This window comes from Pantoea sp. SOD02 (genome assembly GCF_024707505.1).
In the GTDB taxonomy this organism is placed as follows: Bacteria; Pseudomonadota; Gammaproteobacteria; order Enterobacterales; family Enterobacteriaceae; genus Pantoea; species Pantoea symbiotica.
Genome location: NZ_CP102604.1, coordinates 1,722,630 through 1,747,853, shown reverse-complemented (window position 1 = coordinate 1,747,853; position 25,224 = coordinate 1,722,630). Strand labels below are relative to the sequence as shown.

Here is a 25,224-nt window from a genome sequence, read left to right as displayed (position 1 = left end):
TAATAACAAGAATGAAGCAAGGAAATCTGGCATGGAGTTCACCATACGCAAAGCCAAGGCAGAGGATGCAGAGCTGCTGCACCTGCTGGGCCGCATGACCTACAGCGCGCATTTTAAACATATGTGGGTTTCCGCAGAAGAGCTGGATGCCTTTATCGACAAGGAATATGGTCTGGCGGAGCTGAATAGCAGCCTGGCGGCCCCCAACGAGAGCTGGCTGATCGCCGAGACCGACAAGCCGATTGGCTTTGCCAAAGTCACCTGGAACACACCGGTACCGGATTCCAGCATGAGCGGCGCGCTGCTGAATAAGCTGTACCTCAATCCGGAAGAAACCGGCAAAAACTACGGTCGCTGGATGTTCGAGAGCATCATCAATGAGGCGCGCGACAAGCGTGAAGGCTATCTGTGGCTGGAAGTGTTAGGCGATAACGTGCGTGCACGTAAGTTTTATGAAGCCTTTGGCATGCAGCACATCAAAGACATTCCGTTTGTCACCGCTTCGCAGCAGAGTATTCTGCAGATCATGGGAATGATGATTTAAGCGCAGCGGCAAGCTATTTGGCACAAAATAAATTCCCTTTGTTGCCAACTGTTTTGCAAATCATTGCCGGTTCTGGCTTGATCAAACTGCCCAATCGACATTACTGTATGCATATACAGTAATGATTTGAGATCGCAGCCATGCAGTTTTATCAGCCCGCGGAAATCCGCGCCATTCTCGCCTTACCCTTGTTCATCAGCCGCGTGCCCTGCGGCTTTCCGTCCCCGGCGCAGGACTACGTTGAACAACGCATCGACCTCAACGACTTTTTAGTCGATCACCCCAGTTCAACCTACTTCATCCGAGTCAGCGGTGACTCGATGATCGACATTGGTATCAATGAGGGCGACATGCTGGTAGTGGACAGCTCGCTGAAACCCAAGCACGGTGACATTGTAGTGGCTTCGCTTTCCGGCGAGTTCACCGTGAAACAGTTGATGCTGCAGCCTTACCTGCATCTCAAACCGATGAACGCAACCCATGCGATTATTGCCATTCCTGACGCCGATGAGTTTGAAGTCTTCGGCATCGTTAAACACGTGATTAAAACCATAGGCCGCTGATGTTTGCCCTGGTGGATGTGAACTCGTTTTATGCCAGCTGTGAAACGGTGTTTCGCCCGGATCTGCGTGGCAAACCGATTGTGGTGCTGTCGAATAATGATGGCTGCATTATTTCCCTGAGCAGAGAAGCCAAGGCGCTGGGCATCAAGATGGGCGCGCCCTACTTCAAACATCGCGAAGAGCTAATGCGCCATAAAGTGGTGGTGTTCTCGTCTAACTATGCGTTGTATGGCGATATGTCGCGCCGCGTGATGGAGACGCTGGCGCTGATATCCACGCGTGTGGATGAGTATTCCATCGACGAAGCCTTCGTTGATGTCACCGGCATCAACGCCTGCATGACGTTTGAACAGTTAGGCTGTGATATTCGCGACCGCATTTATCAGGACACCCATCTGCGCGTGGGTGTCGGCATTGCGCCGACCAAAACCCTCGCCAAACTCGCCAACTGGGCCGCCAAACGCTGGACCAAAGCCGAGAACGTGATGGATCTCTCTTTGCCCCGCCGTCAGCGCGAGTTGATGAAACTCGTCAAGGTTGAAGAGGTGTGGGGCGTGGGCCGTCGCTTATCGAAAAAGCTCAACCTGATGGGGATTAACACCGCGCTGGAATTGGCAGAAACCCCAACCGCGCTGATCCGGAAACACTTCGGCGTGGTGCTGGAGCGCACGGTGCGTGAATTATGTGGCGAGTCTTGTCTGGCTTTTGAGGAGGTGATTCCCAACCGACAAAATATTCTCTGCTCGCGCTCGTTTGGCGATCGTATTACCGAATATCAGGATATGCGCGAAGCCATCGCCAATTACGCCGCGCGTGCCGCAGAGAAGCTGCGCAGCGAGCGGCAATATTGTCGTCATATCGGTACGTTTATTCGCACCAGCCCGCACGATCCGCATCATCCTTATTACGCCAATGCGGCCAGTCAAACCTTGATTACGCCGACCGCTGACAGTCGCGATATTATTCAGGCCACGCTTAATTGTTTAGATCGTATCTGGGTTCCCGGTAAGCGTTATATGAAAGGCGGCGTGATGCTGGGCGATTTCTTTAGCGATGGCGTGGCGCAGTTTGATCTGTTTGCGGAATATCAGCCGCGTCATAACAGTGACCAACTGATGGCCCTGATCGATAAGATGAATGCCCACCAGCGCGGCGCGCTATGGTTTGCCGGGCAAGGCATTCAGAAACCCTGGTCGATGAAACGCGAGATGCTGTCCCCGGCGTACACCACGCGGCTGGCGGATCTGCCTGTGGCGAAGTAACCGCTTCACGCTTGAATTACGCGCATGCCAATGCGATATTCAGGCCCTGACACAGCCACAGCTTAATAACATCCGGAGAACCTATGTCGAATGAAGAACGCGTAAACGAGCTGGAAGAAACGGTAAACCAGCTGCAGATTGAAGTCGCTGCCTTGCGCGAGTTAATGATTAAGCAGGTGGCGGTAAATAACATCACCTTCAAAGGGAAATATGATGAGGTGATTATTCAGCTGGCGAAAGAATATGAAGAGCGCGGCTTAGAGGACGAAAGGAATAGCCAGATGCACGAAGCGCTGCGTCAATATATCAAATACCAGCTGCCTGCCGTGGAATAAGCCCACGCTTATTTCTGCTCTTCTGGCATCGAGGCGATATCCATGCCTTTCGCCCCATCACGCCCTTCACGCTTTGCCTGATACAAAGCATGATCGGCGTATTCCAGCAGTTTCACGGCGCTCACCGCCGCCGCCGTAACGGTGGTGGCGCAGCCGGCACTGAGCGTGACATGCCCAACGGGCGAGGCAACATGGGGAAGCTGCATCACCCTCACCGCTTCAACCACGCGATTGGCAATGGTCATCCCTTCGCCAAATGTGGTATCCGGTAATATCAGCGCAAACTCCTCGCCGCCATAACGCGCGGCCATGTCTGAACGTCTTCCGGTTACAGACGCCAGAACCTCGCCAACCACTTTCAGGCACTTATCCCCGGCAATGTGACCATAGGTATCGTTGTAGTGTTTGAAGAAATCGATATCCATCATGATAAGCGAGAGCGGTTTGCCGCTGGCCGCCGCATGGGTTAACGCTTCACGCAGGAAACGATCAAATTCCCGGCGATTCGCCAGCCCGGTTAAGCCATCGACATGCGCGAGTTTGTTCAGCGTCAGGTTGGCGTTGTGCAGTTCGTCACGCAATAGCGTCAGCTCCTGCTGATAGCGCAACACGCGGCGCGCCTGACGCAGCTGGAAGGTGCCGAGTAAGATGATGGTCAGCAGCAGAATGATGCTGAGCAGAATATCCTGCGCCCGACCGTTGACCCACACGTGGAACAGATCGTCGCTGTTGTAACCCGCCGCAACAATAATCGGATAACGATCGGAACGGGCAAAACCAAAAATACGCGGTTGGCCATCGAGCACCGATCGCCACTGCCCGCTGCCACGATCCATCTTAGCCAGCATCTCCTGAAACAGCGGGCTGGCCGAGAGATTCTTACCGATGAAACTGTCTGGCATCGGACGCGCATAGAGCACGGTGCTATCGGCCAGCATTAACACCAGCACATCGCGTGCACCGATCTCATAGTAGCTGTAGAAGCGACGGAAAAAATCCACCTTGATGGTGGCCAGCAACACGCCCTTAAATCCACCACCCGCATCACTGACGCGCAGGGAAACGGGGATCACCAAATCGCCGGTGCTGCGGCTGGTGATCACCGGGCTAATATGCACGCTGTTACGATGGTTGCTGCGCTGAAAGGTGAAGTATTCACGATCGGAGTTATTAATATTGTTGGGCACACGTTCAGCAGAGGTCGCAATCCACTTGCCCTCGGCATCGTAATAGAACAGTCCATGCAGTTGTGGCAGACGACGTTGCAGTTCGCGCATGGTGTTACTCAGGTCAGCACCCTGAATATGTGTGGCCAGCTGTAGCTGGAGATCACGCTGCATCTGCCGCAGCGACAACTCCGTCTGCAGAAAGGTATCTTCCGCCTGGCGCGACTGCGACAGCGCCAAATTCATCGCCGTTTGCTGCGTTTGTCGCACGGTGCCGAGCCAGTCTTCGCGCAGGGTCCAGATGCTCATCCCCACGACGGTGATAATCAAAAAGAGACCGGACAGCACTATACTTTGCTGCAAACCTGCGTCAGATGTCGCCCTGGGATCCATTTTTCTTTTTAACTGCATGTTGTCCTCTGTTTTCAAGCTACAACAGAGTTAAGCATGTAATTGATGCAGCGCGGGATGAGGCGGATATTTTTCGGACCATCGATAACTCATATGACCAGTAACCAGATATTACTGTAGTATAGCTTCACCACACACAGTGGCTGCACTACGGCACGCGTTTACAACGAGATCATTCGGTAGTCACATCGACCAGCCCGCAAATTGCGGGCTTTTTTTATTTGAGATGCAGGGAAAGCGGACGGAGCAGAAAGCGCCGTCCTGAAGTTTTATGCTGCGACGGTCAGCGCTTTTTTACTGCGCGACCAGACGCGATGAGATGCCATCAACGCGAGGAAATCCGCCATAAAGCTGCCTTCGGCTTTCACCGCTTCCACCAGCCCTTCCTCGGTTTCATTATCCTGCACGTTGAACTGCGCTTTGAACCGGCGCGCATCACCGCTCAGACCAATGGCTTTAAGATGCTTGTACGCTTCCAGCAGGAAATAGCGCGCATCGCCGCTCAGCAGCAACGCATCAATATTGCCATCCGGCACAATCACCGCATCAAAGGTCAGTGAAGGAAGACCGGTAAAGGTGGCATCAACCGGCAGCACCGAGCCGTCATCAGCCAGCACTTGCCCCATATGTGCCGCCAGGATTTTGGCATGCACGCCCTGCGCTTTTAGCGCCTGCAGAATCGCCAGCACGTCGGCAGCTTTCACGCCATCGCTCAACATTAATGCGACCTGACGGCCTTTAATATCGCCGCTCGGTTGTGCGTACAGGCTGAGACTTTCGTCCTTTTGCAGTCCATTGACATCCTTCGGCGGCGCGGTTTTCAGCTGCTCATCACTTAGCTTCAGACCGAGATTTTTCGCCACGGCCTGCGCCAGCGTGACATCAATCTGCAGAAGATGATCGACCACGCGCTCGCGGATATAAGGACGCGCCACCTTACTGAGCTCAAACGAATAAGCGCCAATAATGTGCTGCTGCTCTTCCGCCGTCTGGCTCAGCCAAAACAGCCGTGGCTGTGAGTAATATTCGCCAAACGATGGGCTGCGCTCGCGCACCTTGCTGCCTTCAATGCGTTCCTGATAACTCTCAAATCCGCCCTGTTTCGCCGCTGGCGGCACTTCACGCGGCCAGTTGTTGTTGATGGAGTTCGGTTCGTAGTTGGCCGGATTGGTATTGATTTCCGTACGATGCATGCCCTGACGCTGGAAGTTGTGGTACGGGCAAACCGGACGATTGATCGGAATCTCATGGAAGTTCGGCCCACCCAAACGGCTGATTTGCGTATCGGTGTAGGAGAACAAACGGCCCTGCAGCAGCGGATCGTTGCTGAAATCCAGCCCCGGCACAATGTGGCCCGGATGGAACGCCACCTGTTCGGTTTCAGCGAAGAAGTTGTCCGGATTGCGGTTGAGCACCATTTTGCCAACCAGCTCAACCGGCACCAGCTCTTCCGGAATCAGTTTGGTGGCATCGAGAATGTCGAAATCGAACTTGAACTCATCCTCTTCCGGGATCAGCTGCAAACCCAGTTCATATTCCGGGAAATCGCCGGCTTCAATCGCTTCCCACAGATCGCGGCGATGGAAGTCAGGATCGCGGCCGGTCAGCTTCTGCGCCTCATCCCACAGCAGCGATGCTTTGCCTGCCACCGGTTTCCAGTGGAAACGCACAAAGGTAGATTTACCCTCGGCGTTAATCAGGCGGAAAGTATGGATACCGAAACCTTCCATGGTGCGATAGCTGCGCGGAATGCCGCGATCCGACATCGCCCAGATGACGTTGTGCAGCGTTTCCGGTTGCAGCGACACATAATCCCAGAAGGTGTCATGCGCACTTTGCCCTTGCGGGATTTCGTTGTGCGGCTCGGGTTTCACCGCATGCACAAAGTCCGGGAATTTATGCGCATCCTGAATGAAAAACACTGGCGTGTTGTTGCCGACTAAATCAAATACGCCCTCATCGGTATAGAACTTGGTGGCGAATCCACGGATATCGCGCACCGTATCAGCCGATCCTGCACCACCTTGCACGGTGGAAAAACGCACGAAGACGGGTGTGATTTTTTCGGCATCGCTGAGGAAGCCTGCTTTGGTCAGTTTTTCCAGCGAGCGGTAAGGCTGGAAATAGCCGTGCGCCGCCGAACCGCGCGCATGCACGATACGTTCAGGAATGCGTTCATGGTCAAAATGCGTGATTTTTTCGCGCATGATGAAGTCTTCAAGCAGCGTGGGGCCGCGTGCACCGGCACGCAATGAGTTCTGATCGTTGGCGATGCGCGTGCCCTGATTGGTGGTCAGGTCAGCGTTTTCACCATTTTTACGGTACTCATCGAGCTGCTCAAGCTTATCGTTTTGCGTCGCGGGCGCTTTGAGGCTGCCAGGCGCGGTGGGCTGTTTGCCCGGCGGTGTAGGTTCGGCGGCAGGTTTATGTCCACCATCATGCGGCGCTAAGTCACCTAAACCCGGCTCAGAGGTTTCTGGCCCTTTGTGCGGCGCGGTATGGGTTAAATTTTGCTCTTTTTTATCTTTCGACATTTCACATGCTCCTCCAGTTAAGACCCTATTAACTGTAGAGCAAAAAAGCATTTAAATTTCCGCTTCGCTTATAAATGATGTTTAAAGAGATGAATGGCGTTGATTTGCCGTGAAGTAAATTTAAGCGAAGCGTTTTATATTTTTATGCCCATTTCACTTTCTGTACAAAATAAATACTTTTCATACCCGATTAATTAGCCAGGGCTCTAACGTGTAAACAGACGTAATTGTGCCAGGATTAAACATCATGGATAAATAAATAGCGGGTGAAGAGATGAAGCAACGTGTTTTAGCGTCGTTATTAATGCTGTTAAGCGTGGGTGCCAGTGCGGCACAAGGCGGATTCGAGGCCGGAGAAAGCGCACCGCCACAAAGTAAACAGGATGCAGGCTACAAAGGTTCTGAAGACACGGGCCAAACGCCGATATCACGCATTCGTGATTTTCGTCAGGGCGGATATGTCACCTTAGAAGGTTACATCGTTAAAAAATTAAAAGATGAGAGTTACGAATTCCGGGATAATACGGGAACCATCACTCTTGATGCTAAGGCCGAAGCTTTTAAAGGCAAAACGTATAAGGCTGATGACAAAATTCGCGTCAGCGGAAAAGTTTATGGTCGCGGCGATAATTCTCATTTAAACGTAACGCGTATTGATGAGCCTTAATTAATTAGCGGCGGCGTTATGCCGCCTGCCACTCCTTCACCAGCGTTTTGACCAATTCAGCAGCCGGCATTTCCCGCGCCAGCATCGCGCCCTGTCCGGCCCACTGCGCGCCAAAGCCGTGCACGCCTTTGGCAGCCGCTGCGGCGGCAAGCGCTTTGCCTAACGCATAGGTGAGTGGATAAGGTGGAATGGATTCCTGCGCAAATTCGCGCGCCAGGTGGCAGAAATCGTTGGTGAGACATCTTGCTGAGCGGCCAGAGATGGCGGCGATCATCTCGGTGCTATTGGACTGCTCGCTTTTCAGCGCCTGACGATAAGCCGCATTGGCAGCGGATTCCGGGCACAAGATAAACGCGGTGCCCAGCTGAACGCCCGCCGCGCCCAATTTGAGCATGGCGGCAATGCCTGCGCCGTCCATCACACCACCGGCGGCAATCACCGGCAGGCGCGAAACCTGGCGAATGGCCTGCACCAACGTGAAGGTGCTGAGCTGCTGATCGTCGCCTTGAGGATGGAATATCCCGCGATGCCCGCCCGCCTCAATGCCCTGCGCCACAATAAAATCGATGTCGGCGGCTTCAATCGCCTGAGCTTCGCGGATACTGGTGGCGCTCGCCAGCGTGATAATGCCGCGACTTTTCAAACGCTGCACGAAAGCGGCGGACGGCAAACCAAAGTGGAAACTCACTGCGGCGGGCGCGGTTTCCAGCAACACCTCCAGCATCGCGTCGTTATCGACAAACGTTTGGTAAATCTCCGACAGCGCATCCGGCGGTGTCGCTTCATAGCGAGCAAACACCGGCTGAAAGCGGGCGATCCACGCTTGTTCTAGCTGTGGATTGCGCTGCACCGGCGCGTGGCAGAAGACGTTGACGTTAATCGGCGCGGAGGTCAGCGAAAGCGTTTTGCGGATCATGATTTCCGCCTGCTGCGGTGTTGAGGCACCCACGCTGATCGATCCCAATGCGCCGCTGTTACTCACCGCCGCCGCCAGTTCCGGCGTGGAGACGCCGGCCATTGGCGCCTGAATGATCGGATAAGTGAGGTTAAGCTTCTGGCACAGCGGATAATTCATTTTTGCCTCCCTGCTTAATTAACGGTGATTCACCACGTTAAACCCTTCATCGCTGTGTGGCGCGACGAAGTAACTGCTGATCAGCGCAAACTGCGCATCGGTGGCGGCGAAGTCGTGCTGGCCGGATGCATTGCGCGCGTGCAGCCGCGATTTACACAGTTCATCGGGCACATCGAGGAAATGCAGTTGATGTTCAGCCTCGGCGCTGTGGATCACCGCCTTCATCCACTGGCGTTGAGCCACGGTGTTGGCGGGGAAATCCAGCACCACCGACACGCCACACTGCAACAGCGAAATAAGATGCGGCGTCATCGCATTACGCAGCTTACCGGCACAGCGCACGTAATCCGCTACATCCTGCATCTCTTCAGCAAACAGATGCGCCAGCCAGGCATCTTCACTGATGATCACCGCGCCGGTTTGCTGCGCCAGTTGATGAGCCAGCGTCGATTTTCCGGCTGCAATTTTACCGCACAGCAGATGCAACACAGGACGAGATGTGGACGCGCACGCAGATTCCATAAAACAGCTCCAGATAAGATGACGCATTAACATGCCGTGAAATGCCAGCCCAGTAAAGGGTCGCAGCTACACTTAGAACATCTGTACCTACAACAGGAGAATCCCGATGCATAAAATCGACTTTCCGGTGAGTAAAGCGCGCAAATATCTGGAGCCGGGTCCGGTGGTGCTGCTGAGTTCACAGTTTGAGGATCACCGCGACATCATGACGCTCGGCTGGCACACCATTCTGGAGTTCTCGCCCTCGCTGGTTGGCTGCATGATTGCCGGCGGCAATTACAGCCATGAACTGATTCGCCAGAGCGGACAGTGCGTGATTAACGTGCCGTCGGCCAATCTGGTGGATAACGTGGTAGCGATCGGCAACAGCCACGGCGATCGCCTTGATAAGTTTGATGCCTTTAACCTGACGCCCGAACCGGCCAGCGTAGTCAATGCGCCGTTAATCGATGAGTGCTTTGCCAGCTTCGAGTGCCAGCTGTATGACGATTCGATGGTGGATAACTACAACTTCTTTATCTTTGAGATCGTCAAAGCGCATGTGGCAGAAACGCCGGAGTTCCCACCGACGCTGCACTACACCGGCGAAGGACGCTTTAGCGTGATGAGCAACTTGCGGCTCGACAAGCGCAGCGACTTTAAGCCAGAAATGTTAATTTAACTGCTTGAATTGATATGGGCTTGCCCCCACTTTTAACCTTTCGCCCTGACAGGAGTAAATATAATGGCAACCGAATATGCGGTGATCGCTGGTGGCTGTTTCTGGTGTACTGAAGCAGTGTTTAAAGATGTGATTGGCGTCGAGTCAGTCGAGAGTGGTTATACCGGCGGCGCACGTCCGAACCCAACCTACGAGCAGGTGTGCAGCGGCGCGACCGGTCATGCCGAAGCGATTCGTATCGGTTTCGATCCGCAACAGGTGAAGTATGGCGATCTGCTGGATATCAGCTTCGCCACCCACGATCCGACCACGCTGAACCGCCAGGGCAATGATGTGGGCACCCAGTATCGTTCGGCGATTTTCCCGGCGAATGCTGAGCAGGAAGCCGAAGCGATTGCCGCGATTGCGCGTGCGCAGGAAGGACTGAGCGATCCGGTGGTTACCACCATCGAGCCGCTGAAAGAGTGGTATGCGGCGGAAGGTTATCATCAGGATTATTGGGAAGGCGCAGGTCAGCGCAACGGCTACTGCATGGCGGTGATCCCACCGAAACTGCAGAAGCTGCGTAAGAGTTTTGCCAATCGGGTTAAATCGAGTTAATTCCCGCGTGAGTTCAGACGGTCGCCATGAATGGCGACCGTACGTGATACGCGACCTTCTGCAGTTTATCCGTCATAATACACGCCCTCTTCTCCTCTGAGAGCGATCATGTCTTCTTCACAGCAAGGAATCGCGGCGCGCAAGCAGCCGATGAAGCTCAATACGCTGGTCACTCTGATGCTCAGCGCGGTGATTGTGCTGGTGCTGCTCAGCGTGCATATGTTCTATTTCTTCCAGATTGGCGCCGCGACCCGCGCGCAGCTGGAGGACAAAGCGATGGCGGTGGCGCGCACACTGGCCAAATTTCCTGAGATTCAGCGCGCGCTGATATTGCCGCCAAATGCCACCAGCATCCAACCCATTGCTAAAGCCGTGCAGGAAAGCAATAACCTGCTGTTTGTGGTGGTGACCAACATGGATACCATCCGCTATTCGCACCTGAATCCTGAACTCATCGGTCAGCACTTTATTGGTACGGATATTGAGCCCGCGATACGCGGCCATGAAAATGTCTCCGTCAATCAAGGTGTACTGGGCCGGGCAATGCGCGTCTATACGCCGGTCTATAATGCGCAGCATAAGCAGATTGGTGTTGTGGTAGTGGGCATTTCACTCAGCGCCGTTACCGATCAGATTAATCAAAGCCGCTGGAGCATCTTGTGGACTATCCTGATTGGCACCTTTGCGGGCGCCATCGGCACCTTTGTATTGGTACGCGTCCTGAAGCGCATCCTGTTTGGCCTTGAACCCTACGAAATTTCCACCCTGTTTGAACAGCGCCAGGCGATTCTCAATTCGCTAAAAGAAGGCGTGGTAGCAATGGACGATCAGGCGCAGGTGACGCTGGTCAATCAGGCGGCGCGTTCGTTGCTGAACGATTCGATGGGCACCATCAGCGGCGACCGCATCTACGATGCCTCGGTGATCAACCATCATCTGCAGGATGTGCTGCAAAGCGGGCGCGCACGGCGTGATGAAGAGTTAAATGTGAATGGCCGCGTGTTACTGAGTAATACCGTGCCAGTGCGCAGCCAGGGACGGATTATCGGCGCGGTCTGCACCTTCAGGGATAAGACGGAAATCAGTCAACTGATGCAGCGCTTGACGGGCATGGTAAACTACGTCGATGCGCTGCGTGAGCGCTCGCACGAGTTTATGAACAAGCTGCATGTGATCCTCGGCCTGCTGCATATGAAAAACTACACGCAGGTGGAAAGCTACATTCTCAAAACCGCCAATAATTACCAAACTGAGATCGGTTTCCTGCTCGATAAAATTAAGTCTCCGGTGATTGCCGGTTTCTTGCTGAGCAAAATCAATCGCGCATCGGATTGCGGTCATCGCCTGACCATCAGCGATGCCAGCTTCCTGCCTGACAGCGGCAATGAGCAGCAGATGGCGGCGCTGATTACGGTGATCGGCAATCTGATTGAGAACGCGCTGGATGCAATGAGCGAGCAGGTAGAAGGCGAGATTCACGTGATGCTGCACTACCAAAACGGTTGGCTAACCTGCGAAGTGAGTGATGATGGTCCGGGCATTGAAGCCGATCATCTCAGCACCATTTTCGAAAAAGGCTTCTCCACCAAAGGTGAAAACCGTGGTGTCGGGCTGTTTCTGCTGCAGCAGCAAACCGAAAATATCGGTGGCAGCGTGAGTGTCGAGTCAGAACCCGGCGTGTTTACCCAATTTTTAGTCCAACTTCCCTGGGATGGAGGAAACCAATCCGCATGATCAATGTGTTAGTGGTCGATGATGACGCCATGGTCGCCGAGCTTAATCGCGCGTATATCGGCCAAATTCAGGGCTTTCACTGTTGTGGCACCGCCTCAACCTTGAAGCAGGCGAAAGAGATCCTGTTCAACAGCGATACCGCGGTCGATCTGGTGCTGCTGGATATCTATATGCAGCAGGAAAATGGCCTCGATCTGTTGCCGGAGCTGCGCACGGCGCAGAGCGCGGTGGAAGTGATCATCATTTCGTCTGCCGCTGATGCGGAGAATATCAAAACCTCGCTGCACTACGGCGTAGTGGACTACCTGATCAAACCATTCCAGTTCCCGCGTTTTGAAGAAGCGCTGACCGGCTGGCGGCAGAAGAAGTCGCTGATGGACAATCAGCATTACTATCAGCAAGCGGATGTGGATCTGCTGATTCACGGCAGCCCGGCGACGCAGCACGACAACAAGCGCTTGCCAAAAGGCTTAACGCCGCAAACGCTACGCACGCTGTGTCAGTGGATTGATGCGCATCCGGGACACGAATTCTCCACCGACGAACTGGCGGCTGAAGTGAACATCTCGCGCGTATCCTGCCGTAAATACCTGATTTGGCTGGCGCAGATTAATATTCTGTTCACCAGTATTCACTACGGCGCGACCGGTCGTCCGGTGTACCGCTATCGTCTGCAGCCGGAATACCATTCGCTGCTGCAGCAATATTGTCAGTAACGCAGCTGCCAGTCGAAATCGAGCTGCTGGAAGTGGAAATGATGCGGCGAGGAGCAGATGATCTGCCGATCGCGCGTAACGAAAACCGCGTCGATGTCGGGCTGGTCAGCGAGATAAGCCAGCCCTTGCTCCACGCCCATGCCGTAGAGCAGCGTGGTGTAGATATCGCCATCAATTGAGCGATCGGAAATCACCGTCACGCTCAGCAGTTCGTTATCCAATGGATAGCCGGTTTGCGGATCAAAAATATGGTGCCAGCAGCGGCCATCCAGTTCGAAGTAACGTTCATAAATCCCCGACGTCACCACCGATTTGCCCTGCACCTGCAGCACGCCTAACAGCTCATCATCGCGACCAAACGGCTTTTTCAGGCCAATGCCCCAACCTTGCGGCTCGTGCGGCGGCGATCCCAGCGTTTGCACATTGCCACCCAGATTGATCAGCGCCTGCTGCACGCCCTGCTGACGCAAAAACGCCTGCACGCGATCGGCGATGTAGCCTTTGGCGATGGCACCGAGATCGATCTCCATGCCCGGCTGTTGCAAAAACACGGAGCGATCGGCGGGATTGAGCAGCACCTGATGCGGATCGGTCAGTTTCAGCAGTGAAGCGATTTCCAGCGCAGGCGGTACGGCGCGACCCTGAAAGCCAATTTTCCAGCGTTTTACCACCGGGCCAATAGTGAAATTAAAGGCGCTATCCGGCAGCAAACTCACCGCGTGCGCCACGCTGATTAAGGCGAATACTGGCTCGCTGACGATCACCGGATGGCGGCCTGCGGCGTGGTTGATCGACATGACTTCGGATTCAGCGCGATTAACGGTGAACAGGTTTTCTTGCTGTTTGATCAGTTGAAAGACGTGGCGGGCAAGCGTGGGATTGTCATCGAACAATTTGAGCAGAATGGGTGAACCCATCAGAACGGCAGAGTAAGAAAAAACGCCAGCGGTCATTGCATGCCTCTAAATAAAACGATGCCCGCACAAGGCGGGCATCTTTACAGCTTAATGTCCTAACGCCAGTTTAGCCGCGTTATGACCGGCTTTGATACCGAAGATGATGATATCAGCCACCGCGTTACCGCCGATGCGGTTGGCGCCGTGAATGCCGCCGACCACTTCACCCGCCGCCCAGGCACCTGGAATCACCTCTTTCTGCGCATCCAGCACCGCGGTATCGGTGTTGATGGTCACGCCGCCCATAGTGTGGTGCACGCCCGGTGCGATACGAATCGCGAAGTACGGTCCTTTATTCAGCGGGTGACGCAGCGCAGTCTTACGACCGAAGTCTTCGTCATCCTGCTTTGCCACGAACTCGTTGTAACGACCCAGCGTGGTTTGCAGCGCCTCCTGATCCATGTTGAGTTTCACCGCCAGCTCGTGTGGCGTTGGTGCGCTGATAACAAAACCTTTGGCGATGTATTCGTCAGCCGCTTTGTTGTTGGCGCGTACCTGCTCATCAAACACAATCCACGCACTCTTCTCTGGCAGCGCGATGATCTCAGCGGAAACTTTGTCGCGGGTTTCCATTTCGTTGTAGAAACGCTTGCCCGCCTGGCTCACCAAAATCGCCCCGCCGCCGCGCATCGCTTCGGAAATCAGGTACGAAGTGGTTTGCTCAACCGTTGGGTGAATCTGGATTTCGCCCATATCCACGGTATCCGCACCGATGTGCTGCAGCATGGCGATGCCGCTGCCGGTGGCGCCTTTGTGGTTGGTGGTGACGAAACCGTCCAGCTCAGGGCGATATTTCACTACCATTTCGCGGTTGGCACTGAAGCCGCCGGTCGCCACAATCACGCTTTTGGCGTTGATAATGCGGCTGTCATTGTACTCATCCACCACTTTCACGCCGGTGACCGCGCCGTTTTCCACCAGAATTTCCGCTACCGAGGTTTCCAGCAGCACTTCGATATTGCGCTGGTTAACGTTTTTCACCAGGCCGCTGATCAGGAAGCCGCCGACCGCAGAGCGATCTTCCGGACGGTGCGTACGATCGATGCTCATGCCGCCGGTGATGGTGATGTCGCACAGCTCGATCTCTTTCGCTGCCAGCCACTCAATCGCTTCGGGCGCTTGCTCAACGAACTCGCGCAGCAACACCGGATTGTTTTTGAATTTGCCGCCCTTCAGCGTCTCTTCGTAGAACAGCTCTTTGCTGTCTTCGATGCCTTTCAACTTCTGATAACGGGTTTCCGCTGCGTTCATGCCGACCGAGGCCTTGATGGTGTTACCGCCGATGGTTGGCATCTTCTCGATGATCACCACGCGTGCGCCATCGTCATGCGCCTGAATCGCCGCCGCCAGACCGGCACCGCCGGTGCCCACCACCACCACATCATAATTGACCGGCGCGTTCGGGTTACCGCCCTCTTCAATCACATACTCTTTGCTTGAGGTGGTCATGGCGCGCGATACCGCTTTTTTCAGCGCTTCACTCTGCGTGGTGGCGCCGGTGATGGCATCCACGTGCGGGCTGTTCGCCACCAGAATGCGTTCACGCAGGCTTTCGAAGGTGCTGGTGAAGTCGACGTCGAGACTCGGATCCGGCACCAGAGAGATATCGGTGATACGGTCGGTGTCGAGCGTAACGTTGATTTTCAGCTTCAGCGCTTCGGCTTCCACTTTCGCCTGATAAACGCCCGCTTTGTATTTACGGCCGGTATCGCTGGTGTCACGGATCATCGCATCCACCAGCGAGAAGCGCCACAGCGGTTCTGGAATGGTCAACTCTTCGCGCTTGGTGCTGTCGATATACAGCTCCATATGCTGATTCTTGATGACGCGATCGGTCCAGTCCGGATAAGCGATGCAGGCTTTACCGACTGCTACTAAGTCGAAACCGTGCTCCAGCGCGTTCTCGGCATCTTCTTTATTGACGATGCCGCCGACGCCAATCACCGGCACTTTCGCCAGATTAGGAGAGCGTTGCGCCAGATATTTGGTGATCAACGGCGTTGGATCCTGAGTGTCAACAATTGACGGGCGCAGCAGTTGGCCAACCGAGAAGTGCACGTAATCAAGACCGCGCTCTGCCAGTTTCTCCAGCAGGTAAAGCGTGTCGTCCCAGCGGATGCCCGGCACTTCCAGCTCTTCCGGTGAGAAGCGATAACCGATGATGAAGTCTGCCGCAGCAAAGCGGTCCGCCATCTTGTGGGTAATTTCCAGTACTTCCAGTGGGAAACGCGCGCGATTGTCGCGGCTGCCGCCCCATTTGTCGTCACGCTGGTTAGAGTTTGGCGAGTAGAACTGCTGGATCAGATAGGTGTTGGCACCGTGGATCTCCACGCCGTCGAAGCCGGCTTTAATCGCACGGTTCACTGCATCACCAAACTTGGTGATCATCACATCCACTTCTTCTGCAGTCAGCGCCTGAGGTTTGGTGGCACCGTCACGCGGTGCGGCGATAGCGCTTGGTGCGACCGGAGTTTTACCGCCGATCAGCGCCGGTTCCACCATGCGGCCGCCGTGATAGATCTGCAGAACCGCTTTGGAGCCTTGCGATTTGATGGCGTGGGCAATTTTCGCCAGACCGGGGATTTTGTTGTCGCTGTCGATACCGAGCGCACCTGGGAAAGCAGGTCCACGGTTATCAATAAAGCAGCACTCTACAATTACGGTACCGATGCTGCCGGCACGCACGCGATAATATTCGACAAGGTCACTGGTAACACCGCCATCGTAATAACCGGTACAGGTGGTCATCGGCGCCATAACCAATCGGTTTTTAAGCACCGCACCTTTCGGTAGCGTAAGCGGATTAAGAATCGGGGTGAGCGTATTCATGATGAGCAACTCCAGAATTAAGAAACTTTGTATTCAATTCTTTGGCGGTTCGGAGACATTTATAATTATTTGAGTGGTCCGATTTCATGGCGTAAATATACCATTTTATTTACTTACATAACCTTATTCGTTAGTTATATAAGTTTTACGCATGGAAATAATATTTGATACCTATTGCTGAAAGTTGCGCTGAGCTAAGTTTTAACCAAGACTTGACAAAAATCAACTTTTTCCTTACATTTAAAACAAATCCAGCCTTATCATAAAGATAAACCGTCTCCTTTCTCTGTTTTTTGCTTGATTTGTGCCGTTTTATTCGCCTCACACAGTTAATTTTCACCTAATGGTTCATTTATTAAGGCGTGCATGTTTAAAGCAAAAAAACCACGAATAAACTTTATTGATCTGGATCAAAATAGATATTTTAATTAATCGCATCATAGGCGCATCCATTAGATAATTCGCGCATCAAATTTTGTAAATAGCGATTTATTAAAACTCAGTTTTAAATGTCACGACTAATCTGTTAAAAGAGTTTTGTAACTAAAAAAACCAGCTTGGTTCGGGGCGTATATACGCATTCTCCATAACTTGCAGACAAAACTATGAACACACAAACAACCCAGAGTGAATCCCTCACCGCGCCTCCCGCGGCACCGGGGAAAAAAAAGAACCGCCTGATAATGTTGTGCCTGCCAATTATTGTGGCTGTGCTGTTGCTGCTGGTGCCGACTCCTGCGGGATTGGAACCTTACGCATGGCACTTCTTCGCCATTTTTGTCGGGGTTATTGTGGGACTGATTTTCGAACCGCTGCCGGGCGCCGTTATCGGTTTAACCGGCGTGGTGGTGATTGCGCTGTTCAGCCAGTGGGTGCTGTTTAGCCCGGCAGAACTGGCGGATCCCAAGTTCAAAACCGCTGCGCAGTCGTTCAAATGGGCGGTAAGTGGCTTCGGCAACTCTACGGTCTGGCTGATCTTCGGTGCCTTTATGTTCGCCGCCGGCTACGATAAAACCCAGTTCGGTCGCCGCCTGGCGCTGATTCTGGTGAAATATCTTGGCCGCCGCAGCCTGACGCTGGGTTACGCCATTACCTTCGCTGACCTGTTGCTGGCACCGTTTACGCCATCCAACACCGCGCGCAGTGGTGGTACCATCTATCCAATCATTGCTAACCTGCCGCCGCTGTACGGTTCAAAACCTAACGACCCAAGCGCGCGTAAGATTGGTTCTTACCTGATGTGGGTGGCGATCACCGCCGCCTGTATCACCAGCTCAATGTTCCTTTCAGCTCTGGCGCCGAACCTGCTGGCACTGGCGCTGGTGAAAAGCGTGGTGGGCTTTGAAATCTCATGGGGCATGTGGTTCCTCGCCTTCCTGCCGCTGGGTGTGCTGCTGATTCTCACCATGCCGCTGCTGGCTTACTGGCTCTATCCGCCAGAAGTGAAAGTGAATGATGAAGTGCCGCGCTGGGCGACTGCCGAGCTGGAAAAACTCGGCAAGCTGAAACGCAACGAAATCCTGCTGCTGGGCTTCGTGGTTGCTGCGCTGATGATGTGGATCTTCGCCACCGCATGGATTGAACCGGCAATGGCCGCACTGTTAGTCATCGTGCTGATGCTGTGGACCGGTGTACTAAACTGGAATGACATCACCAGCAATAAAGCCGCATGGAACACCTTCGCCTGGTTCGCCACGCTGGTCGCGCTGGCAGATGGTTTAGCGCGCGTCGGCTTCATCGCCTGGCTGGGTAAAGAAGGTGCGATGCTGCTGCACGGTTACGATCCTCAGGTTTCTGCGGTGGTGCTGTTAATCGCCTTCTACCTGCTGCACTACCTGTTCGCCAGTACCACCGCGCACACCACCGCGCTGCTGCCAGCAATGCTGACTATCGCCGCCTCAATCCCGGGCATCAACATGCCGGTATTCTGCTTGATGATGTGTGTTTCTCTGGGTGTGATGGGCATTATCACCCCGTACGGCACCGGCCCAAGCCCGATTTATTACGGTAGCGGCTATCTGCCAACCAAAGATTACTGGCGCCTGGGCACCATCTTCGGCGCGCTGTTCCTGGTTCTTCTGATGGTTGTCGCCTATCCATGGATGGTGATGATGTTCTGATGATGTTGCTTCGATGTTAAAAACGGAGCCGCGCATTACCGTGAAAATGTTATGATGCTCGCCAGTCAGCCCCTGCGGAGGGCTGGCGAGAGAAAATCGAATAACAGACTGCCTAATTTGTCGCCCGTCATGCTGGCGGGCAACACGAAGCTAAGTGAGCCAACATGTCGAACAAACCCTTCTATTATCAGAATCCCTTTCCTCTCGCCAAAGATGATACCGAATACTATCTGCTGAGCACTGATTACGTCTCGGTGGCCAACTTCGATGGCGAAGAAGTCCTGAAAGTCGATCCCAAAGCGCTGACGCTGCTGGCGAAGCAGGCATTCCACGATGCCTCTTTCATGCTGCGCGCCTCGCATCAGGCGCAGGTCGCGTCAATTCTTGCCGACGACGAAGCCAGCAAGAACGACAAATACGTTGCCCTGCAGTTCCTGCGCAACTCTGAAATTGCCGCCAAAGGCGTGCTGCCAACCTGTCAGGATACCGGCACCGCTATCATCATGGGCAAAAAAGGCCAGCGCGTCTGGACCGGCGGCGGCGATGAAGCCGCACTGTCGCAAGGCGTCTACAACACCTTTATTGAAGATAACCTGCGCTATTCACAGAATGCCGCGCTGGATATGTATAAAGAGGTGAATACCGGCACCAACCTGCCGGCGCAGATTGACCTATATAGCGTTGATGGCGACGAATACAAATTCCTGTGCATTGCCAAAGGTGGCGGCTCCGCCAATAAAACCTATCTGTATCAGGAAACCAAAGCGCTGATTACGCCCGCCAAGCTGAAGAACTATCTGGTCGATAAGATGATGTCGCTGGGTACCGCCGCTTGCCCGCCGTACCACATTGCGTTTGTGATTGGCGGTACTTCAGCCGAAGCCACGCTGAAAACCGTCAAGCTGGCCTCAACCCACTATTACGATTCGCTGCCGACCGAAGGTAATGAACATGGTCAGGCCTTCCGCGACATTCAGCTGGAAGAAGAACTGCTGAAAGCCTCGCAGGAACTGGGCCTCGGCGCGCAGTTTGGTGGTAAATACTTTGCCCACGATATCCGCGTGGTACGTCTGCCGCGTCATGGCGCATCCTGCCCGGTAGGTATGGGCGTATCTTGCTCAGCAGACCGTAACATCAAAGCCAAGATCAACCGTGAAGGTATCTGGATTGAGAAGATGGAAGACAATCCAGGCCGCTACATTCCGGAAGAACTGCGTCAGCAGGGCGAAGGCGAAGTGGTGCATGTCGATCTGAACCAGCCGATGAGTGAGATTCTGGCGCTGCTGTCGGCTTATCCAGTCTCAACCCGCTTGTCACTTAATGGCACCATCATCGTGGCGCGCGACATTGCCCACGCTAAGTTGAAAGAACGCATCGATAACGGCGAAGGTTTGCCGCAGTACATCAAAGATCATCCGGTCTATTATGCGGGTCCGGCGAAGACGCCAGAAGGTTATGCCTCTGGTTCACTCGGCCCAACTACTGCAGGTCGTATGGATTCCTACGTTGACCTGCTGCAGGCCAACGGCGGCAGCATGGTGATGCTGGCGAAGGGCAACCGCAGCAAGCAGGTTACCGATGCGTGTCATAAACACGGCGGCTTCTATCTGGGCAGCATCGGCGGCCCGGCAGCGGTGCTGGCACAGCAGAGTATTAAGAGTCTGGAATGCGTGGAGTATGCCGAGCTCGGCATGGAAGCGATCTGGAAAATTGAAGTGGAGAACTTCCCGGCGTTCATTCTGGTGGATGACAAAGGCAACGACTTCTTCCAGCAGATTCATAACAACTGCGCCGCCTGCGTGAAGTAATCTACGCATCGCACCGCAAAAAAGCCGTTATCGCGTGATAGCGGCTTTTTTATTGCGATATTTCTGACGAATTGATCATTAAATGAGGCAAAGCAGAAAAGTTAAAAACGGAATTGGCTCTCCAGCTGACGCAATGTTTCCATCCGCTGCGCCGTGGCGACTTCGCGTGCTTTCACTTCCAACAGCAGGTCAGCATCGTTCTGACCAATTACATACACCGCCTGACGTCCAGGCAGGTTAACGGTAATAATATTTTGCTCCACTCCGTCCAGCATCTCGTCATGCTGTTCCAGGTAGTTATACAACGTGTTCATGGGTTCTCCTTGAAAATAGGTGGGCTATTCTGCCCAATCGCCTCCTTTAAACACACAAGACCTGGCTTAAAGATGCCACTTCCATCAGAAGTTTCTGGCGATAGAGTCATCCTGCGGTCGTAAGATGACGAAGAGATGAAAAGGCAGCGGATCACTCCGCTGCCTTTTATCATTAGAAGAAACCAAGCGGTTGCGTGCTGTAGCTCACCAGCAGGTTTTTAGTCTGTTGATAATGGTCGAGCATCATTTTGTGGGTTTCGCGGCCAATACCCGATTTCTTATAGCCGCCAAACGCCGCGTGCGCCGGATAGAGGTGATAACAGTTGGTCCACACGCGACCAGCTTTAATCGCGCGGCCCATGCGATAGGCGCGGTTGATATCACGCGTCCAGACGCCGGCGCCAAGCCCGTAAATCGAGTCATTGGCGATAGCCAGCGCTTCGGCTTCATCTTTGAAGGTCAGCACGCCAACCACCGGGCCAAAGATCTCTTCCTGGAACACGCGCATGCTGTTATCGCCTTTCAACAGCGTCGGCTGGATGTAGTAGCCGCTTGCAAACTCTTCGCCCACTTTCTCTACGCCGCCGCCGTGCAGCACCTGCGCGCCCTCTTGCTGCGCAATCTCCAGATAGGAGAGGATTTTATCGAACTGCTGCTGTGATGCCTGCGCACCAATCATGGTTTCGGTATCAAGCGGATCGCCACGTTTGATGGTTTTAATACGCTTCATCACCGCCGCCATAAACGGCTCAAAAATCGATTCCTGCACCAGCGCACGTGATGGACAGGTACAGACTTCCCCCTGATTAAGGAAGCCGAGCACCACACCTTCGGCCGCTTTCTCAATGAAACTCTCTTCGGCATCCATGATGTCTTCGAAGAAGATATTCGGCGATTTACCGCCCAGCTCAACGGTGGACGGAATCAGACTTTTCGCCGCCAGCTCCAGAATATGGCCGCCGGTTGCGGTGGAACCGGTAAAGGCTATTTTGGCGATGCCCGGATGCGACGCCAGCGCTTCGCCCGCCTCTTTGCCGTAGCCGTGCACCACGTTAATCACGCCCGGCGGCAGCAGATCTTTGATCACTTCCATAAACAGCGTGATCGACAGCGGCGTTTGCTCGGCCGGTTTTAGCACCACGCAGTTGCCTGCGCCCAGTGCCGGTGCCAGTTTCCATGCCGCCATCAGCAGCGGGAAATTCCAGGGAATGATTTGCCCGACCACGCCCAGCGGTTCGTGGAAGTGATAGGCGGCGGTGAACTCATCAATTTCAGCAGCGGTGCCTTCTTGCGCACGCACGCAGCCAGCGAAATAGCGGAAGTGATCGACCGCCAGCGGCAGATCCGCTGCCAGCGTTTCACGCACCGGCTTCCCGTTATCCCAGGTTTCGTTGACCGCGATGTATTCCAGATTCTCTTCCAGCCGGTCGGCAATTTTCAGCAGCACCAGCGAGCGTGCCTGCGGTGAGGTTTTGCCCCACGCATCGGCAGCGGCCTGGGCGGCAGCCACGGCGTTATCGATATCGGCACGATCCGAGCGTGGGAACTCGCCAATGGTGGAAGCATTAATCGGTGAGGTGTTGACGAAGTAATTACCGTTCACCGGCGCAACAAATTCGCCGTTGATAAAGTTGCCATAACGCGATTGCAGAGTAATGAGAGAACCTTGTTCTCCCGGAGCAGCGTAACGCATGGTGTTTCTCCTTGCGGACAGAGTGGCGATTAACAACTATGAAACCTGTTATTAACATTGAGCGATCAACGTCAGCCTGTCAGATCGCAGAAGGGGAAACTGTGACCGCATCGAAGGAAATCCGGCACAGCCCATCGCTTTACGATTTTTCACATTGCCCTAAGTTTCAGCCAGGTCTTGTATGCCTAAAATGCAGCCTGTGTATCATCCCTGCTCCGTTACGGAAAATTCCGAGTTTTCCCGGTTATGCCGCAAAAAGCGGAACATGGGCGAAATATGTGGTCAATATGAAGCAGGATACTAACCAGGAGAAACAGATGTTGGCTTCAGCCCTGACGTTAATGCGCGCCAAAGCGAACTTTGTTCAGCAATTCATCCGTAACCCGCGCAAAATGGGCAGCATCACGCCCTCTTCCGCCGCGCTGTGCCGCACCATGTGCGATGCGGTGAATTGGGATAACAGCCTGCGTATCGCCGAACTCGGCGCCGGTGATGGCGTACTCACACGCCACGTGCTGTCGCGTATGTCACCGCAAGCTCAGTTGGATGTGTTCGAAATTAGCCCGGAACTGGTGAAAAGCCTGCGGGGATTGCCCGATGCGCGCATGCAGGTACGCGCATGCTCGGCAGAATATCTCGCGGGGGAATATGATGTGATTTTCTCTGGCTTGCCGCTGCTGTCGTTACCGCCCGCCACACGCGACAATATTCTCAGCGCGGTGCATGATGCGCTGGGTCCACGTGGCGTATTCGTGCAGTTTCAATACACCTCGTTTACCCAGCCAAATTTGTCACGCTACTTCACCTGGGAACGCCAGCGGGTGCTGAAAAACATGCCACCCGCGTGGGTTTATCGCTGCACGCGTAACTACGCGCCCTGAACCTGTGCGCGCGGCTGCGGCCGCGTTTGCAGCCAGAAGCGGCGCAGCAGTTCACGCGACCAATCTTCCCCCGCCAGTTGCGTACCATCGTCACTCACGCCCGCGGGTAAACAGGCGCTCATAATGTCGCGGGTAAATTCCGGATGGAACTGTACCGACAGCGCCTGCGGCGAATAACGCAAAATCTGACAGCCATCCTGCGCCGAACTTGCCAGCACCTGCGCATGCTGCGGCGGCGTTAGCACCGATTGCCGATGTGACAACCACGCCTGAAATTCACCCGGTAACGCAGCCAGCCACGGATCGTTGTGCGCCTGCGCGCTACGCGTCAGCGGTTTCAGTCCACGCTCCCAGCCATGCGGGTTATCGCCCACTTTGCCACCCAGCGCATACGCCATCAATTGATGTCCGTAACAGACGCCAAGCAGCGGCAGATCCGCTTCCAGCGCGCCACGAATCCAGGCGGCAGTGCGTTCGCTCCAGTCAGCGTGATCGGTAACCATCGCCCAGGAACCACTGAGGATCGCGCCACTGACGCGGTCAAAGGCCGGTAAATCATCACCCAGATGCGGACGCACAATCACATAGTCATCAGGCTGCAATTGCAGCGCGTCGATAAACCAGCGGGGTTGTTCACCAATTTGCGCCACAACCTGCGGCGGGGGAACTTCGAGTTGAATCAGAGCAAGAGGTAAAGCGCGGGTGTGTGTCATGCCGAATACGGTCCTCATTATGGTCGCCTTTCGGACGTCCACTTTGACAGTAAATCAGCGACATGTCTTATTTTTTTCCTGCATAAGCTAATGCTTATGCGAAAAAAGTTTTGTCAGACATGTCCGAAGTCGACGGCTTCATGCCATCATTAGCCGGTGATAATCTTTATACAGCGTGAAGGAAGACCTCGTGGCAGTGCGGCATTTTTTAATGGTTCTGATGGTGGTTTCCATCTGGGCTTTCAACAACGTGGCGGTGAAGTGGGGATTGCTGGAACTTCCGCCGCTGTTTCTCACCTGGATGCGCTTTGTGGTGGTGGCGATTGTGCTGGTGCCGTTTTGCCGCATCACGCGCGCACAATTGCCGTGGCTGCTGACGCTGGCATTCACCTTTGGCTTTATGCACTTCTCGCTGCTGTTTGTCGGCATGCGCTACACCGATGCCGGCACCGGCGCCATCGTGGTTCAGCTCGGCACGCCGATTGCCATGCTGCTGGCGATGGTGATTTTGAAAGAGAAATTGCGGCTGGTGCAGCTGATCGGCATCGCCATTTCGCTAAGCGGCGTCGCGGTGCTGTCGGGCAGCCCTACCATTCCGGCCTGGTGGGTGCTGTGTATTCTGCTGTGTAGCGCGTTTGGCTGGGCAATCAGCAATATGATTGTGAAAAAATCACCGCCGATAAAACCGCTGACGCTAACCGGCTGGATCTCCTTCCTCGCGGTGCCGATTGTCGGTGCCGCTTCGTGGCTGACCGAATCCAACCAGTTTTACGCATTAAGCCACGCCGGCTGGCGCGGCTGGTTTGGCATTCTGTATAGCGCGCTCGCCTCGTCAATTGTCGCCTATACGCTGTGGTATGCGCTGCTGAAGAAGTACAACGTCAACCTGATCATGCCCTATTCGCTGCTGACGCCGGTGCTGGCGGTGTTGATGGGCGTTTTTGTCTTGGGTGATAGCATGAACAGCTTTAAGATTCTCGGCGCCTCGTTAGTGGTGTTGGGTACCGCAATTGCGGTGATCAATCTGCGCAACCTGCGGATGCACGCGCGTTTCCCGCGCTTACGCCGCCGATAATCCGCTCTGCTATGCTTGAGTCTCGCGCGTTATCCGGAGACTCAA

Annotated in this window: 22 protein-coding genes; 13 read left to right on the top strand and 9 right to left on the bottom strand. The window is 54.3% G+C overall.

The window, feature by feature from the left end; translation table 11 throughout:
• The first annotated feature begins 31 nt into the window (after positions 1-31).
• The 4 genes from NR302_RS08135 to NR302_RS08120 all read left to right on the top strand — a co-directional run bounded on the left by NR302_RS08135 (position 32) and on the right by NR302_RS08120 (position 2,704).
• Complete coding sequence (locus NR302_RS08135; protein WP_258144967.1) at positions 32-544, top strand: GNAT family N-acetyltransferase; 513 nt, start codon at positions 32-34, stop codon at positions 542-544.
• Between the two features lie 140 nt (positions 545-684).
• Positions 685-1,107: a translesion error-prone DNA polymerase V autoproteolytic subunit gene (gene umuD, locus NR302_RS08130; protein ID WP_256696276.1), complete on the top strand. Its 423-nt coding sequence runs from the start codon at positions 685-687 to the stop codon at positions 1,105-1,107.
• On the top strand, positions 1,107-2,369 hold the full coding sequence (gene umuC / locus NR302_RS08125; protein WP_258144966.1) for a translesion error-prone DNA polymerase V subunit UmuC: 1,263 nt from the start codon (positions 1,107-1,109) through the stop codon (positions 2,367-2,369). The genes umuD and umuC overlap by 1 nt, the downstream gene beginning before the upstream one ends.
• Positions 2,370-2,452: 83 nt before the next feature.
• Complete coding sequence (locus tag NR302_RS08120) at positions 2,453-2,704, top strand: hypothetical protein (RefSeq protein ID WP_008102814.1); 252 nt, start codon at positions 2,453-2,455, stop codon at positions 2,702-2,704.
• Between the two features lie 8 nt (positions 2,705-2,712).
• Here the strand turns inward: NR302_RS08120 and NR302_RS08115 are convergent, their stop codons facing one another.
• On the bottom strand, positions 2,713-4,281 hold the full coding sequence (locus NR302_RS08115) for a sensor domain-containing diguanylate cyclase (protein WP_258144965.1): 1,569 nt from the start codon (positions 4,279-4,281) through the stop codon (positions 2,713-2,715).
• Between the two features lie 269 nt (positions 4,282-4,550).
• Positions 4,551-6,815 (bottom strand): catalase HPII, encoded by a 2,265-nt coding sequence (katE, locus tag NR302_RS08110; RefSeq protein ID WP_258144964.1) that lies wholly within the window; start codon positions 6,813-6,815, stop codon positions 4,551-4,553.
• Positions 6,816-7,089: 274 nt separating this feature from the next.
• On the opposite strand from katE, the gene NR302_RS08105 reads away from it, so the two are divergent.
• Positions 7,090-7,482 (top strand): YgiW/YdeI family stress tolerance OB fold protein, encoded by a 393-nt coding sequence (locus tag NR302_RS08105; protein WP_258144963.1) that lies wholly within the window; start codon positions 7,090-7,092, stop codon positions 7,480-7,482.
• 16 nt (positions 7,483-7,498) lie between these two features.
• Here NR302_RS08105 and NR302_RS08100 read toward each other — a convergent pair whose 3' ends face one another.
• Entirely contained in the window at positions 7,499-8,557 is a 1,059-nt protein-coding gene (locus NR302_RS08100) for a nitronate monooxygenase family protein (protein ID WP_258144962.1), read from the bottom strand.
• A gap of 18 nt (positions 8,558-8,575) precedes the next feature.
• Entirely contained in the window at positions 8,576-9,079 is a 504-nt protein-coding gene (locus NR302_RS08095; protein ID WP_258144961.1) for an ATP-binding protein, read from the bottom strand.
• A 106-nt stretch (positions 9,080-9,185) separates the two neighbouring features.
• Here NR302_RS08095 and NR302_RS08090 point away from each other — a divergent pair, with 106 nt between their 5' ends.
• The 4 genes from NR302_RS08090 (at position 9,186) to dcuR (ending at position 12,790) form a co-directional block, all read left to right on the top strand.
• On the top strand, positions 9,186-9,740 hold the full coding sequence (locus NR302_RS08090) for a flavin reductase family protein (protein ID WP_008102775.1): 555 nt from the start codon (positions 9,186-9,188) through the stop codon (positions 9,738-9,740).
• Positions 9,741-9,803: 63 nt separating this feature from the next.
• The gene (gene msrA, locus NR302_RS08085; protein WP_061716771.1) at positions 9,804-10,340 is read left to right on the top strand and encodes a peptide-methionine (S)-S-oxide reductase MsrA; all 537 of its coding nucleotides are present in this window, start codon (positions 9,804-9,806) and stop codon (positions 10,338-10,340) included.
• A gap of 108 nt (positions 10,341-10,448) precedes the next feature.
• The gene (locus NR302_RS08080; RefSeq protein WP_258144960.1) at positions 10,449-12,074 is read left to right on the top strand and encodes a sensor histidine kinase; all 1,626 of its coding nucleotides are present in this window, start codon (positions 10,449-10,451) and stop codon (positions 12,072-12,074) included.
• Complete coding sequence (gene dcuR / locus NR302_RS08075; protein WP_008102769.1) at positions 12,071-12,790, top strand: two-component system response regulator DcuR; 720 nt, start codon at positions 12,071-12,073, stop codon at positions 12,788-12,790. The genes NR302_RS08080 and dcuR overlap by 4 nt, the downstream gene beginning before the upstream one ends.
• Here the strand turns inward: dcuR and NR302_RS08070 are convergent.
• Positions 12,784-13,743: an FAD:protein FMN transferase gene (locus NR302_RS08070; RefSeq protein ID WP_258144959.1), complete on the bottom strand. Its 960-nt coding sequence runs from the start codon at positions 13,741-13,743 to the stop codon at positions 12,784-12,786. The two genes, dcuR and NR302_RS08070, sit on opposite strands and share 7 nt — an antisense overlap.
• 51 nt (positions 13,744-13,794) lie before the next feature.
• Positions 13,795-16,575, bottom strand: a complete 2,781-nt coding sequence (locus tag NR302_RS08065; protein ID WP_061716774.1) for a flavocytochrome c — start codon at positions 16,573-16,575, stop codon at positions 13,795-13,797.
• Between the two features lie 605 nt (positions 16,576-17,180).
• Here NR302_RS08065 and NR302_RS08060 point away from each other — a divergent pair.
• Both NR302_RS08060 and fumA read left to right on the top strand, forming a co-directional pair.
• Positions 17,181-18,695: an anion permease gene (locus NR302_RS08060; protein ID WP_008102763.1), complete on the top strand. Its 1,515-nt coding sequence runs from the start codon at positions 17,181-17,183 to the stop codon at positions 18,693-18,695.
• A gap of 164 nt (positions 18,696-18,859) precedes the next feature.
• Complete coding sequence (fumA, locus tag NR302_RS08055; protein ID WP_008102761.1) at positions 18,860-20,503, top strand: class I fumarate hydratase FumA; 1,644 nt, start codon at positions 18,860-18,862, stop codon at positions 20,501-20,503.
• A 101-nt stretch (positions 20,504-20,604) separates the two neighbouring features.
• Here the strand turns inward: fumA and NR302_RS08050 are convergent, their stop codons facing one another.
• Entirely contained in the window at positions 20,605-20,817 is a 213-nt protein-coding gene (locus tag NR302_RS08050) for a hypothetical protein (protein ID WP_008102759.1), read from the bottom strand.
• A gap of 172 nt (positions 20,818-20,989) precedes the next feature.
• The gene (locus NR302_RS08045) at positions 20,990-22,510 is read right to left on the bottom strand and encodes an aldehyde dehydrogenase family protein (RefSeq protein ID WP_008102757.1); all 1,521 of its coding nucleotides are present in this window, start codon (positions 22,508-22,510) and stop codon (positions 20,990-20,992) included.
• Positions 22,511-22,827: 317 nt separating this feature from the next.
• Between NR302_RS08045 and NR302_RS08040 the strand changes: the two genes are divergently transcribed.
• Entirely contained in the window at positions 22,828-23,391 is a 564-nt protein-coding gene (locus NR302_RS08040; protein ID WP_061716776.1) for a class I SAM-dependent methyltransferase, read from the top strand.
• Here NR302_RS08040 and NR302_RS08035 read toward each other — a convergent pair.
• On the bottom strand, positions 23,379-24,104 hold the full coding sequence (locus NR302_RS08035) for a glutamine amidotransferase (RefSeq protein ID WP_258145171.1): 726 nt from the start codon (positions 24,102-24,104) through the stop codon (positions 23,379-23,381). The two genes, NR302_RS08040 and NR302_RS08035, sit on opposite strands and share 13 nt — an antisense overlap.
• A 190-nt stretch (positions 24,105-24,294) precedes the next feature.
• Here NR302_RS08035 and NR302_RS08030 point away from each other — a divergent pair, with 190 nt between their 5' ends.
• Positions 24,295-25,179 (top strand): DMT family transporter, encoded by an 885-nt coding sequence (locus NR302_RS08030; RefSeq protein ID WP_008102753.1) that lies wholly within the window; start codon positions 24,295-24,297, stop codon positions 25,177-25,179.
• The last annotated feature ends 45 nt before the right edge of the window (positions 25,180-25,224 follow it).

Excerpts from the sequence above, each read along its gene's own strand:
- dcuR (WP_008102769.1), top strand. The coding sequence starts at position 12,071 with ATGATCAATGTGTTAGTGGTCGATGATGACGCCATGGTCGCCGAGCTT.
- NR302_RS08090 (WP_008102775.1), top strand. The coding sequence starts at position 9,186 with ATGCATAAAATCGACTTTCCGGTGAGTAAAGCGCGCAAATATCTGGAG.
- NR302_RS08115 (WP_258144965.1), bottom strand. The coding sequence starts at position 4,281 with ATGCAGTTAAAAAGAAAAATGGATCCCAGGGCGACATCTGACGCAGGT.
- NR302_RS08065 (WP_061716774.1), bottom strand. The coding sequence starts at position 16,575 with ATGAATACGCTCACCCCGATTCTTAATCCGCTTACGCTACCGAAAGGT.
- NR302_RS08040 (WP_061716776.1), top strand. The coding sequence starts at position 22,828 with ATGTTGGCTTCAGCCCTGACGTTAATGCGCGCCAAAGCGAACTTTGTT.
- umuC (WP_258144966.1), top strand. The coding sequence starts at position 1,107 with ATGTTTGCCCTGGTGGATGTGAACTCGTTTTATGCCAGCTGTGAAACG.
- NR302_RS08135 (WP_258144967.1), top strand. The coding sequence starts at position 32 with ATGGAGTTCACCATACGCAAAGCCAAGGCAGAGGATGCAGAGCTGCTG.
- katE (WP_258144964.1), bottom strand. The coding sequence starts at position 6,815 with ATGTCGAAAGATAAAAAAGAGCAAAATTTAACCCATACCGCGCCGCAC.
- umuD (WP_256696276.1), top strand. The coding sequence starts at position 685 with ATGCAGTTTTATCAGCCCGCGGAAATCCGCGCCATTCTCGCCTTACCC.
- NR302_RS08070 (WP_258144959.1), bottom strand. The coding sequence starts at position 13,743 with ATGACCGCTGGCGTTTTTTCTTACTCTGCCGTTCTGATGGGTTCACCC.
- NR302_RS08080 (WP_258144960.1), top strand. The coding sequence starts at position 10,449 with ATGTCTTCTTCACAGCAAGGAATCGCGGCGCGCAAGCAGCCGATGAAG.
- NR302_RS08045 (WP_008102757.1), bottom strand. The coding sequence starts at position 22,510 with ATGCGTTACGCTGCTCCGGGAGAACAAGGTTCTCTCATTACTCTGCAA.
- NR302_RS08120 (WP_008102814.1), top strand. The coding sequence starts at position 2,453 with ATGTCGAATGAAGAACGCGTAAACGAGCTGGAAGAAACGGTAAACCAG.
- NR302_RS08050 (WP_008102759.1), bottom strand. The coding sequence starts at position 20,817 with ATGAACACGTTGTATAACTACCTGGAACAGCATGACGAGATGCTGGAC.
- NR302_RS08035 (WP_258145171.1), bottom strand. The coding sequence starts at position 24,104 with ATGACACACACCCGCGCTTTACCTCTTGCTCTGATTCAACTCGAAGTT.
- NR302_RS08060 (WP_008102763.1), top strand. The coding sequence starts at position 17,181 with ATGAACACACAAACAACCCAGAGTGAATCCCTCACCGCGCCTCCCGCG.
- msrA (WP_061716771.1), top strand. The coding sequence starts at position 9,804 with ATGGCAACCGAATATGCGGTGATCGCTGGTGGCTGTTTCTGGTGTACT.
- NR302_RS08105 (WP_258144963.1), top strand. The coding sequence starts at position 7,090 with ATGAAGCAACGTGTTTTAGCGTCGTTATTAATGCTGTTAAGCGTGGGT.
- NR302_RS08095 (WP_258144961.1), bottom strand. The coding sequence starts at position 9,079 with ATGGAATCTGCGTGCGCGTCCACATCTCGTCCTGTGTTGCATCTGCTG.
- fumA (WP_008102761.1), top strand. The coding sequence starts at position 18,860 with ATGTCGAACAAACCCTTCTATTATCAGAATCCCTTTCCTCTCGCCAAA.
- NR302_RS08100 (WP_258144962.1), bottom strand. The coding sequence starts at position 8,557 with ATGAATTATCCGCTGTGCCAGAAGCTTAACCTCACTTATCCGATCATT.